Consider the following 12,230-nt stretch of genomic DNA (forward strand, 5'->3'; position numbering starts at 1 on the left):
CCGCGCCTGCCGATGTTATTTGCCAGCTTTTGCCTTCTCATAGAAGGAGGGGTCGAACAGGCCGTCCAGGGCTGCGGCTTCCGGCACCGTGCCCAGCTCCACCTGGTAGGCCTGCATCTTCGCCGTCGGCTCGATGATGATCTTCGGATCGGCCTCCAGCTTCGTGGCCGGGGAGGCCAGCGCTTTCTGCACGACCGCGTCCGGTATCAGACCCTTGCCGAGCACCTGGCCGATGTGCGGCGACGCCTTCGCCGGCTCGTCCTTGATGAATTTGATCGCCCGCACGCTGGCGTTGACCAGCGACTGCACCGCCTCCGGGTGCGCCTTCAGGAAGGCGCCGGAAACGGCGATGACCGTGCCGGGCTGGGTGGGGAACATGTCGCCACCGAGCGCGACGATCTTGATGGCCGGATTGCGGGCGGCGATGATCGAGTCGGCAGGTTCGCGCACGGTGGCGCCGTCGACCGCGCCGGCCAGCAGCGCCTGCTGGGTGGCGTCGATGCCCATGGGCACGATCTGGTAATCGGCCTTGTCCACCTTGTTCACCCGGTCAAGCCAGTGGCGCAGGGTGGTGTCCGGCACCGAGCCCGGCGGCTGGGTGGCGAGGCGGGCCGGCTTGCCTTCTTTTGCACGGAACGCCCTGAAGGCTTCCGCGGCAGGCTTGCCGCCCTCGAAATACGGGGCCAGCTTCGGCCCGGCCATCACCGTCATTTCCTCAATGGCCGTGGCGGCGACAACCTTGACGTCGATGCCCTTGGACCGGGCGACGGCCAGCGGCGCGATGCCGGCGACATAGACGTCGATGGTGCCGGAGGCGAGGGCCTGGATCATGTTCGGGCCGGACTCGAACACGGTGAAGGTCGGCTTGACGCCATCGGCCTTCAGCCAGCCTTCCTTGTCGGCGACGACGACCGGCGCGGCGCCGATAATCGGGATATAGCCAATGCGCACCGGCGTCTCAGCCTGGGCGGAGGCGAGCATGACCGGCGTCAGCGCCGCAGCGATGGCCACGCCGCGCCCGACCGCAGCCCCGGCCCGGAAAAAGCCGGCCAGCCGGTGACCGATTGAAGTAAAATGCTGCGAAGCCTGTGGCATGGCGACCGTTCCTCCATGGGATGCACCGGGCTAGCATATTTTAGCGTCCGTGTAAGGGGAAATATATAAATCACAATCGTTGATGTGAATAATGCGTGGCTATTCACGCCACCGCTGGCGAGACAACCGGTCCCGCCGTCGTGGACGTACGGTTTCCCCGCGTGGTCAGAAAGTCGGGCGTGCGTCCGCTGCAAAATGTAATAACAATTTTCAGCCCGCGCATGTTTCATGCGCGGCGTGGCGGTCGCGGGGAAGAGCGTTCCAGAAGGTCGGCCGGCAAAGCAGCAGAAGCACAGGGAGAACATTCATGGGACGTCTTGAGGGCAAACGCGCCATTGTCACCGGCGCCGGCAGCGGCATCGGCCGGGCCAGCGCCCGCCTGTTCGCCAGTGAAGGCGCGCAGGTGGTGGCGGTGGACCGCAACGCCGCCGGAGTGAGCGAAACGGCTGAGCTGGCCCGCAAGGAAGGTTTCGAGATTCTTGCCCTTTCCGCCGACGGCGGCTCCGAAAATGAGGTTGTCGACTTCATCGGTAAAGCGGTCGCGCATCTGGGCGGGCTCGACGTGCTGTTCGCCAACGCCGGCATCAGCGGCGGGCTTGTGCCCCTGTTCGAGCAGACAGTGGAGCACTGGCAGGAGGTGCTGCGGGTCAATCTGATCGGGCCGTTTCTCGCCATCAAGCATGGCGCGCCGCACATGGTGAAGGCGGGCGCCGGCTCGATCATCTGCACCGCGTCGGTGGCCGGCCTGCGCGCCAACGCCGGCGGCAATCCCTACAGCGCCTCGAAGGCGGGGGTGATTTCCCTGGTGCAGACAACGGCGGCGTCGTTGTATGGCACGGGCGTGCGCGTCAACGCCATTTGCCCTGGCCTGATCGAAACCGGCATGACCAAACCGATCTTCGATGGGGCGAAGGAACGCGGCACCGAGGACAAGATCGGCCAGCTCAACCCGCTGCGCCGCCCTGGCCAGCCGCATGAAATCGCGGCGATGGCGCTGTTCCTCGCCAGCGATGACGCTTCTTACGTCAATGGCCAGGCTTTCCCGGTCGATGGCGGCCTGTCCAGTTCGCTGCCCTACGCCGGCAAGATGCGGGTGGGCTAAACCGGGGACATCATACCCCGGTCCGGCCATCCAGCAGGGCGTCGATGGCGGCGGCGAAACCGTCCTCATTGTTGCTGCGGGTGACCATGTCGGCGGCGGCCAGCGCCGCCGGCGAGCCGTTGCCCATGGCGATGGCGAAACCGGCCTTGCGAAACATGGCCACGTCGTTGTCCATGTCGCCGATGACGGCGATGGAGGAGGCGGGAATGGCGAAGGCCTCGCTGACAAAATCGACAGCCGAACCCTTGTCGACGCCAGGCGGCGTCACGTCGAGGTAGTATTTCTGCGACAGGCCGCTGTTGGCGCTGTCTGCGAGCAGAACGCCCATGCGGCGGGCGACGTCGGCCAGGTGATCGTAATCGTCGCTGGCGCCGACGATCTTGCAGCCCTGGCAGACCCATGGCGCGAAATCCGGGACCACCGCCGGATCGGATTTGATGGTTCGCCGTTCATGGGCCACATGCGGCCCCTCCGGGTCCAGAATCAGCCACATGCTGTCGGTGAACAGCCACGCGCTGATCTTTTCCGCGGCCAGCAGATCAAGGGCGGCGCGGGCCGCCTCGGCCGGAATGCGGGTTTCGCGCAGCGCCTTGCCGTCGCTGCCGACCACCACGCCGCCGTTGAAGCCGGCGATCGGGCCGTCGATCTGCAGCGCGTCCGCCACATGTCGCATGCCCCACGGCGGGCGGCTGCTGGCGATGGTGAGGCCGACGCCGGCGGCGCGCAGGCGTTGGGCCGCGCGGCGGCTGGCCTCCGTCACCTCCTTGTCCCGGTTGACGATGGTGCCGTCCACATCTGACACCACCCATTTCAACTGGTCGGGCGGGGCGCGGCGCTGGCCTTCAGTCGTCATGTCATGCCTCCATGGAGCGCTTTCCGACCGGACGGATGCATCTGGTCAGAATTCGGCTAAACGGGTCCGCATTCCGGGAAACAGGTCGGCGAGGATGCGGTCGACGATTGCCTCCGGCGTGGCGTCGACGTCCACCCGGGGGATGTTTTCGCCCGGCGCGGGCGGCTCCAGCGTCGCCAGCTGGCTGTCGAGCATGGCCGCCGTCATGAAATGCCCCTGGCGCGCGCCCATCCGGCGACGGATCAGTTCCGGCGCGCCGGTAAGCCAGACCATGCGCACATCGGCCGCGCCGCCGCCGATCGCCTGCCGATAACATCGCTTCAGCGCCGAGCAGGCGATCACCAGCTGGCGACCGTCGCGCCGGGCGTCGCAGATGGCGGCGCGCACCCGCGCCAGCCACGGCGCGCGGTCGGCGTCGGTGAGCGGCAGCCCGGCGGCCATGCGCGCCACGTTGGCCGGCGGATGCAGATCGTCGGCGTCAATGAACGCCATGTCCAGCCGCCGCGCCAGCGCCCTGCCGATGGTGGTCTTGCCGGCGCCGGACACGCCCATGACGACGATGGCCGTCACGGGCTGGGGGAAGGAAGGGCGCGCCGCCATCGCGCGGATCAGCCGGCGGCGGGGCCCGGGCGCGGCAGGGAGGCGGGCGCCGCCGCCTCGTCCAGCAGCCAGGTCAGGCTGTCGTGGGCCGTGATGCGGCCGGCCGGGAGGTCATCGCCGGCGAAAATACGGGTCAGAATGTCCCGCTTGTCGGCGCCGGCGGCGAGCACCGCCGTGGCGCGGCTGTCGTTGAGCGCCCGGAAGGTCAGGCTGATGCGCGGGACGAAAGGCGCCTGGCCGGCTTCGGGCACGGCGACGGCCAGCCGGTCGTCCACCGCCAGCGCCGGCTTCCCCGGAAACAGCGACGCCGTATGCCCGTCGAGGCCAACGCCGCAGATCACCGCGTCGAACAGGGGCGCGCCAGCGTCCCCGGCATGCGCCGCGCGCAGCAGGGAATCGTAGGCCCGGGCGCAAACCTCGATATCCGGGCCATAGGGAATGACATTGACGTCGGTGTCCGGCGTATGGGCGAACAGCGCGGCGTCGGCCATCCGGGCGTTGCTGTCCGGGTGGTCATGGGGCACGAAGCGGTCGTCGCCGAAGTACCAGGCGATGCGGTCCCACGGCAGGCGTTCGGCCCAGTGCGGCGTGGCCAGCAGTTCATAGAGACGTTTCGGCGTCGATCCGCCCGACAGGCAGACGCGCAACTGCTGGTCCGGCCCACGCCTGGCCTCGGCCGCTGTCAACGCATTTTCCAGCCAGCGCGCGGCGGTGTGGCTGAGGGCGTCGGCGTTGGCGGCAACCCTGGTCTTCACGGCAGGCATGCGGATCTCCGGTCGGCTCCATCAGGAGGTGAAGCTGGTCGCGGCCGGCCTGGCCGGTCGCGGGAATGCACTGGGCTGCGCCGTCGCCATGACGGCGCCCTGTCGCGCTGGCCGTCTGACATGCGGACGCTGGCGGATGCGCCGCTGGCGCATTCACAACAGTGGGCGCCAGGCGCGGCCATCCCGGGAGATCAGCTTGTCGGCCTCCTCCGGTCCATCGGTGCCGGCGGGGTAAGTCGCCAGATCCTTGCCGCCATCCCTGTCGTTGGCTTTCGCCCAGGCCTTCTGGAACGGCTCCACCGCCGCCCAGCCGGCCTCCACCGCGTCGGCGCGCTGGAACAGCATGCCGTCGCCGGCCATGCAGTCATAGATCAGCGTTTCGTAGCCGGTGGTCGGCGCGGCGTCGAAGAAGTCGTCGTAACGGAACGTCATGTCGACGCCGCCGATCTCCAGTTCCGGCCCCGGCGCCTTGGCGTTGAAGTGGAGCTTGATGGTTTCGTCAGGCTGGATGCCGAGCACGAGGAAGTTCTGGGCGAGGCGATCGACCGGCGTATTGCGGAACATGCTGAACGGCGCTTCCTTGAACTTGATCGCTACCTCGGATTTGCGCGCGCCGAGCGCCTTGCCGGTGCGCAGGTAGAACGGCACGCCGGCCCAGCGCCAGGTGTCGACCATCAGTTTCAACGCCACATAGGTTTCGGTGGCGCTGTCGGCCAGAACATCCGGCGTTTCGCGGTAGGCGGTCACCTTCTGGCCGCGCACCACGCCGCCCTCATAGGCGGCGCGCACGGAGTTCTTCATCGCCTCGGCGGGCGTGTACTGGCTGATCGCTTGCAGCACCTCGGCCTTGGCGGCGCGCACCGCCGGCGCGTCGAAGCGGGCGGGCGCCTCCATCGCCACCAGCGACAGCAGCTGGAACATGTGGTTGGGCACCATGTCGCGCAGGGCCCCGGTGGCGTCATAGAACTTGCCGCGCCGGCCGACGTCGACCGTCTCGGCCACGGTGATCTGCACATGGTCGATGTGATTGCGGTTCCACAACGGCTCGAACAGGCCGTTGGCGAAGCGCAGGATCATGATGTTCTGGACCGTCTCCTTGCCGAGGTAGTGGTCCATGCGGAAAATCTGGTCCTCCTGAAGGATTTCCAGAAGGGATTCATTCAGCTTGCGGGCCGATTCGAGATCCGTGCCGAACGGTTTCTCGACGATCACCCGCCGCCAGGCGTCGCGGCTCTGCTTCACCAGCCCGGCCTGACCCAGCGCCGTGACGATGGGCGCGAAGCCCGAGGGCGGCGTCGCCAGGTAGAAAATACGGTTGCCGCCGGTTCCGACGTCCGTTTCGACTTTTTCGATATGGGCCTTGAGGCGTTCGAAGCTGCCTTCCTGCTCCGGGTCAGCCTGGACATAGCTGACGTTTTTCAGGATCCGCGCCACGGTCTTGCGGGTGAGCGGTCGGGTGGAGAACTCCCGCAGCGCCTCCTCCAGCCTGGCGCGGAAACTGTCGTCCGTGTCCTCGCCGCGCGCCACGCCGACAAGGGCGAAACGCTCCGGCATCAGGTCGCTGGCGGCCAGATTGTAGAGCGCCGGCAGCAGCAGGCGGCGGGTCAGATCGCCGGATGCGCCGAAAATGACGAAGCAGCAGGGATCGGGGTGGGCCTGCTCGGCGGGATCGGCGTTCATGCGTTGCCTCCCTCGCCGCGCGCCACGGCGGCGTTGTCGGAGGCGCTGGGTTTGCCTGGCGCTTCAACATGCCCGCCGAAGCCCTTGCGCATGGCCGACAGCATCTTCTCCGCGAAGGTATGCTCCTGGCGGGAGCGGAAGCGGGTGTAGAGCGCCGCGGTCAGCACCTCGGCCGGGGTCGCCTGCTCGATCGCCGCCTGAATGGTCCAGCGGCCCTCGCCGGAATCGTCCACATAGCCCGAGAAGCCGTCGAGCTTGCCGTCGCTGGCGAGGGCGTCGGCGGTGAGATCGAGCAGCCAGGAGCTGACGACGCTGCCCCGGCGCCAGACCTCGGCGATGTCGGCGAGATCGAAACTGAAGCGCTCGTTGTCCGGCCGCACAGGCGCATCGGCCGATTTCAGGATGTCGAAGCCTTCGGCGTAGGCCTGCATCATGCCGTATTCGATGCCGTTGTGGATCATCTTGACGAAATGGCCGGCGCCGTTGGGGCCGGCGTGCAGGTAACCCTGCTCGACGCGCGGGTCACGGCCGTCGCGGCCCGGCGTGCGGGGAATGTCGCCGAGACCCGGGGCGAGGGCGGCGAAGATCGGGTCGAGCCGGTCAACCGCCTCCCTGTCGCCGCCGATCATCATGCAATAGCCGCGCTCCAGCCCCCAGACGCCGCCGCTGGTGCCCACGTCCACGTAGTGGACGCCTTTTTCGCGCAATACGCCGGCGCGGCGGACATCGTCGCGCCAGAAGCTGTTGCCGCCATCAATGATGACGTCGCCGGGCGACAGCAGGTCGCCAAGCTGCATCACCGTGTCTTCGGTGGCGGCGCCTGCCGGCAGCATCACCCAGACGGCGCGCGGCGCCTGCAACTTCTGCACCAGATCAGCGAGGGAGGCGGCGCCGACAGCGCCTTCAGCAGCCAGCATCGCCACCGCCGCTTCAGCGCGGTCATGGACGACGGCCTGATGACCGCGTTGCATGAGCCGGCGGACGATATTGCCGCCCATGCGGCCGAGCCCGATCATTCCAAGCTGCATTAGACGTCGCCTTTCTCCGAAGCGTTCTCCAGCGAAGTGGATATCCGTTCGCGTGAAGAAAACGCGTCCATTCAAATTCTGGCTTCCGGGATGTGATTCGCCGGATCGGAAACTGCTTCAGGCGCGGAACCGGCGGCATCCCCATCCGGGGAGGCGGGCGCGGGGGCGCCCGCCGTTTTTTTTAGCCGACTGCCCCGGCGATCTGCCGCAACCCTTCCGCGACGTCGCCGCTGACGTGGACCCGCAGGAAGCGCCGGCCGCGTTCCTCCAGCACCGCCAGATCGCCGGCAGCCTGCGCCGCCTCGACCTGGCCGAAGCTGAGCTTGCGGCCGGGCACCGGCAGGTCGGCGGCGTGATCAGCGGTGATCTGCAGGAACACGCCGGTGTTGGGGCCGCCCTTGTAGGCCTGGCCGGTGGAGTGCAGGAAGCGCGGCCCGAAGCCGAGGCAGGTGGCGACGCGGCGGCGCTCCAGTAACGCCTTGCGGGCGCCCTGCAACACCTCGGTGTTCGCCTCGTTGCGGTTCAGATACGCCAGCAGCGCCACGTAATCGCCGGGGACAAGCCGGTTGAAATGGGCGTTGAGCGCCCCGGCAAGACCGCCGGAGCGGGCCGCCTCGGCGATGGCGCCGGCGCCGGCGGGGTCGGCGTAGAGCGTGAACGGCCCCACCTGCGCCGCCGGTTGCTGGGCGGGCAGGGCGCCGGTCTGCTCGATGGCGGCGCTCAGCTCGCGGGTCCTGACCTTGCTGGCCTCCACGTCGGGCTGGTCGAACGGGTTGATGCCGATGACCGAGCCAGCGACCGCCGTGGCGATCTCGAAGCGGAAGAACTCCTGGACGATGCGATCGGGCGAGGCGATGTCGATGCGCGCCACCGGGTGGCCGGCGCGCTCCAGCGCCGCCACGAACTCATCCTGCGCCAGGTTCGACGCCTTGCGCAGCCGCAGGTAGATGAAGACGCGGTCAGGGCCATAGGCCGCCAGATCCGCCGCCGGCTCATTGTCGACCGGAATCAGGCCCTTGCCCTGCTTGCCGGTGGATTCGGCGATGAGCTGTTCCGCCCAGGCGCCGAAGGTGCGGATGGCGGGGGAGGCGATCAGCGTGACCTTGTCGCGGCCGGCCCGGGCGGCGGCGCCCAGCGTCAGGCCGAGCTGCACGCCCGGATTGTCGGCCGGCGGCGCATCCGGCCCGCACGTCCAGGCCATGGCCTGGGCGTTCTGCAGGAACATGCGCAGGTTCATGCCGGTGACAGCGGCGGGGGCGAGGCCGAAGCGCGACAGCACCGCATAGCGGCCGCCGATGGTCGGCTCGCCATGGAACGTGCGCCAGAAGGAGGCGGCCTTCGCCGCTTCTTCCATGGAAGAGCCCGGATCGGTGATGGCGACGAAACGGCTGCCCACCTCGCCGCGCCCCAGGGCGGCGGCGACCTTCTCGTAGAAATAATCCTTGAGAATATTCGGTTCGAGCGTGCCGCCGGACTTGCTGGCGACGATGAACAGGGTGCGTTTCAGGTTGATGCGCGACTCGATCGCCGCGATCTGTTCCGGGTCGGTGGAGTCGATGACATGCAGGCGCGCGGCGCGTCCTGGCGCCCCAAAGGTTTCGGCCAGAACCTCCGGCCCGAGGCTTGAGCCGCCCATGCCGATCAGCAGGGCGTCGGCAAACTCCAGTTCGGCCACGTCGCGCTGGAATTTGATCAGCTCGTCGACGCGGCTGGTTTCGGTTTCAACCACGCGCAGCCAACCGAGCCATTTGTCCTCGCCGGCGTTGGTCCAGAGGCTGGCGTCGCCAGCCCACAGGCGGCGGATGGCGCCAGAGGCGCGCCAGTCTTCAGTGAGGCGGGCAACGGCGTCGGTCAGGTCCTGCGGCAGCACGAGGCTCTGGGCGTTGACCTTGTCGCCAAGGGCGGCAAGACGCTTGCGCGCCACCGAGCCCAGCAGTTTGTCGGCGGCGTCGGCGAACAGGCGCACGCCGTCAACCACCAGCTCATGGGCCACCGCCTCGATATCGACGCCAAGGTCCGCGACGGACCGCATGACCGCGTCCGCCTCATCGACGTCGGCCTCAAGGGTGTAGCCGACGTGGCCGTGGTCGCGGAAGGCGTCCATGGTGGCCGGCGGCATGGTGTTCACCGTGTCCGGGCCGATCAGCTCATCGATGTAGAGAACGTCGCTGTAAGCCTTGTTCTTCGTGCCGGTGGAGGCCCAGAGCAGGCGCTGCGCCCGGGCGCCGGCGGCGCGCAAATCGTCGAAGTCCTCGCCGAACAGGCGCTTGTAGCGCTGGTAGGCCTGCTTGCCGTTGGCGATCGCCACCTTGCCGCGCAGGGCGCCGATGCGCTCCGCCTCCGCCGGCGCGGCGCCGGCCATTTTCGCCTCGAGCAGCTTGTCCACCGCCACGTCGATGCGGCTGATGAAGAAGCTGGCGACGCTGCTGATGCGGCTGATGTCGCCGCCATTGCGCAGCCGTTCGCGCAGGCCGTCGATATAGGCCCGGGCCACCTGCTCGTAGGCGGTCTGCGAGAACAGCAGGGTGACGTTGATGTTGAGGCCCTCGCTGGTCAGCGTGCGGATCGCCGGCACGCCCGCATCGGTGGCCGGAACCTTCACCATCAGGTTGGGACGGTCCACCTCGGCCCAGAAGCGGCGCGCCTCGGCAATGGTGCCTTCCGTATCGTTGGCGAGATAGGGCGAGACTTCGAGGCTGACATAGCCGTCCGCGCCCCGGGTCGATTCATACACCGGCCGCAGCACGTCCGCCGCCCGGCGGATGTCCTGCATGGCGAGGTGGTCATAAAGTGTGGAAACCGACGCGTCGTTGCCGGCGAGGAAGCTGGCGACCGCCGCGTCATATTCGTCCGTGTCGGCGATGGCCTTCTCGAAAATCGCCGGATTTGAGGTCACGCCGCGCAGATCATCCTGGTCGACGAGCCGTTTGAGGTCGCCTTTCTCGATGAAGCTGCGGGCGAGAAAATCCAGCCATGCAGCCTGCCCGAAATCCGACAGCGTTTTGAGTGGGTTCATGCGATCGCTTTCTTTCCGGTCTTTTTCCGGGCGCGTGAGCCGCTCCCGCCAGAGCAGGCAGGTGGACGCGCCGTCAGGGCATCGTTCAGGTCGCGCGATGCCCATCCCATCCGATTCATGGCGCCAAAACATGACAATGGGAGGGCCAGGCCCACATGTCGAGGGCGCCGGGACGATCAAATTGTCATGGCCGCCCCAGCTCCTCCGGGAAACGGCGCGGAGCGACGCAAGTTCCCCGAATGGATGACTCCGTCGCGGCCGGACGACGTGGCTTACAACGATGGTTTACATTGACCACCATTCAGCTCTGCGACAGTTTGAGAAAAAAGAGGGGCGTTGGCAGTCGGACCGCATGTATTTCGCGCCACTGTTTTCTCAGGCTCCCGGGAAATCTGGACAATGGATGACGAAAGCTGGCGTCAGGACATGACGATCCTGGGGCCCCCATGCTTTCCGGCATTGCCGGTGATGCGACGCCAGGAGGGAGTGCTGTCGTGAATAAAGAGCGGAATAATTCGGATCAGTCGTGGAAACGTCCCCGGGCTTCGCGCCGCGCCGTGCTGGCGGCGGCGTTGCTGGGCGCTGTGTCCCTGTCCGCCGTAGGCGCCGGGGCGGCCAGCGCGCAGGGGACGATCCCCATCAAGATCGGCGTGCTCAACGATCGGTCCGGCCTGTACGCGGACGTGACCGGCGAGGGCTCCGCCGTGGCCGCCCGCATGGCGGTGGAAGATTTCAAGGCGGCCGACAAGGGCCTCAAGGTCGAGGTTCTGACCGGCGACCACCAGAACAAGCCGGACGTCGGCTCGACGATCGCCCGCCAGTGGATCGACCAGGACGGCGTTGACGTCATCGCCGACGTGCCGACGTCGTCCGTCGGCCTCGCGGTGAACGAGGTGGTGCGCGAGAAAAACAAGGTCTACCTGAATTCAGGGACCGGTTCGTCAGACCTGACCGGCAAGAACTGCTCGCCCAACACGGTGCACTGGACCTATGACACCGCCGCCCTGTCCAATGGCACCGCGAAGGCGATGATCAAGCGCGGCGGCGACACCTGGTTCTTCATCACCGCTGATTACGCTTTTGGCCACGCCCTTGAGCGTGACGCCTCGAATGTCATCAAGAGCTCTGGCGGCAAGGTGCTGGGTTCGGTGAAGCATCCGCTCAGCAATGCTGATTTCTCCTCCCAGCTTCTGCAGGCCCAGGCCTCGAAGGCCAAGGTAGTGGCGCTGGCCAATGCCGGCGGCGACACCATCAACGCCATCAAGCAGGCGGGCGAGTTTGGCCTGACCAAGGGCGGCCAGTCGCTTGCAGGCCTGCTGATCTTTTCGTCGGACATCCACTCGCTGGGGACCAAAGCCGCGCAGGGTCTGGTGCTGACCGAGGCGTTCTACTGGGATCTCAATGACAAGACCCGTGACTTCTCGAAGCGCTTCGCGGCGAAATTTGGCGGCAAGATGCCGACCAGCGTGCATGCCGGCGTCTATGGCTCGGTGCTGCACTACCTGAAGGCGGTCGAGGCGCTGAAGAGCAAGGACCCCAAGGCCGTCATGGCCAGGATGAAGGAAATGCCGATCGACGACCCGCTGGTCGGCAAGGGCCATATCCGTCCCGATGGCCGGGCCATTCACGACATGTATCTGTTTGAAGTGAAGACGCCCGAGGAATCAAAGGGCGAGTGGGATCTCTACAAGGTGCTGGCCACCATTCCAGGCGACCAAGCCTTCCGCCCGCTCGCGGACGGCGGCTGCCCGATGGTGGCGAAGAAGTAAGCGCCGACGGCGTTTCCAGATGTGAATTAACGGCGGCGGCGTGGCCGCCGTTATCATTTGCGCGGCGCCATGCAGGGGCGGGGGCGCGCTCATCAACAGGCGGCGGCGGGCGGGAGCCTGGTCTTTGGACGAAGGACCGGCCCTGGCCGGTTTTTTCGTCGCGCGCGCTCAGGTATGCCAGTCAGGCGCGTCAGGAACGCGTCCCGCGTCGCAGTCGGTTGCAGCCCGCCTGCTGGACCTGGGATTTGGTATATTCTATGCAGGATTGAGGCGGCGGATCCATCGGGGCGCGCCTTGCCCGGCAGGGCGCCCGTTCTGGCAGG

The 12,230-nt window shown here is 67.3% G+C and carries 9 protein-coding genes; 2 read left to right on the top strand and 7 right to left on the bottom strand.

Going from position 1 to position 12,230, the window contains the following annotated elements:
* Positions 1 to 15: 15 nt before the first annotated feature.
* Complete coding sequence (locus tag EV666_RS02665) at positions 16 to 981, bottom strand: ABC transporter substrate-binding protein (protein ID WP_132002870.1); 966 nt, start codon at positions 979 to 981, stop codon at positions 16 to 18.
* 421 nt (positions 982 to 1,402) lie between these two features.
* Between EV666_RS02665 and EV666_RS02670 the strand changes: the two genes are divergently transcribed.
* Positions 1,403 to 2,197, top strand: a complete 795-nt coding sequence (locus EV666_RS02670) for an SDR family NAD(P)-dependent oxidoreductase (RefSeq protein WP_132002504.1) — start codon at positions 1,403 to 1,405, stop codon at positions 2,195 to 2,197.
* A 10-nt stretch (positions 2,198 to 2,207) separates the two neighbouring features.
* On the opposite strand, the gene EV666_RS02675 is transcribed toward EV666_RS02670, so the two are convergent.
* The 6 genes from EV666_RS02675 to EV666_RS02700 all read right to left on the bottom strand — a co-directional run bounded on the left by EV666_RS02675 (position 2,208) and on the right by EV666_RS02700 (position 10,138).
* Positions 2,208 to 3,050, bottom strand: a complete 843-nt coding sequence (locus EV666_RS02675; RefSeq protein ID WP_132002507.1) for a Cof-type HAD-IIB family hydrolase — start codon at positions 3,048 to 3,050, stop codon at positions 2,208 to 2,210.
* 45 nt (positions 3,051 to 3,095) lie between these two features.
* On the bottom strand, positions 3,096 to 3,650 hold the full coding sequence (locus EV666_RS02680) for a gluconokinase (protein ID WP_132002510.1): 555 nt from the start codon (positions 3,648 to 3,650) through the stop codon (positions 3,096 to 3,098).
* 8 nt (positions 3,651 to 3,658) lie between these two features.
* The gene (gene pgl, locus EV666_RS02685) at positions 3,659 to 4,414 is read right to left on the bottom strand and encodes a 6-phosphogluconolactonase (protein ID WP_132002513.1); all 756 of its coding nucleotides are present in this window, start codon (positions 4,412 to 4,414) and stop codon (positions 3,659 to 3,661) included.
* A gap of 153 nt (positions 4,415 to 4,567) precedes the next feature.
* The gene (zwf, locus tag EV666_RS02690; RefSeq protein WP_132002516.1) at positions 4,568 to 6,094 is read right to left on the bottom strand and encodes a glucose-6-phosphate dehydrogenase; all 1,527 of its coding nucleotides are present in this window, start codon (positions 6,092 to 6,094) and stop codon (positions 4,568 to 4,570) included.
* Positions 6,091 to 7,122: a phosphogluconate dehydrogenase (NAD(+)-dependent, decarboxylating) gene (gene gnd, locus EV666_RS02695; protein ID WP_132002519.1), complete on the bottom strand. Its 1,032-nt coding sequence runs from the start codon at positions 7,120 to 7,122 to the stop codon at positions 6,091 to 6,093. Before gnd ends, zwf begins: the two co-directional genes overlap by 4 nt.
* A 181-nt stretch (positions 7,123 to 7,303) precedes the next feature.
* Positions 7,304 to 10,138 (bottom strand): bifunctional transaldolase/phosoglucose isomerase, encoded by a 2,835-nt coding sequence (locus tag EV666_RS02700; protein ID WP_132002522.1) that lies wholly within the window; start codon positions 10,136 to 10,138, stop codon positions 7,304 to 7,306.
* 572 nt (positions 10,139 to 10,710) lie between these two features.
* Here EV666_RS02700 and EV666_RS02705 point away from each other — a divergent pair.
* The gene (locus tag EV666_RS02705) at positions 10,711 to 11,907 is read left to right on the top strand and encodes an ABC transporter substrate-binding protein (protein WP_376886330.1); all 1,197 of its coding nucleotides are present in this window, start codon (positions 10,711 to 10,713) and stop codon (positions 11,905 to 11,907) included.
* The last annotated feature ends 323 nt before the right edge of the window (positions 11,908 to 12,230 follow it).

Origin of the sequence: Camelimonas lactis, assembly GCF_004342915.1 — a bacterium.
Lineage (GTDB): Bacteria > Pseudomonadota > Alphaproteobacteria > Rhizobiales > Beijerinckiaceae > Camelimonas > Camelimonas lactis.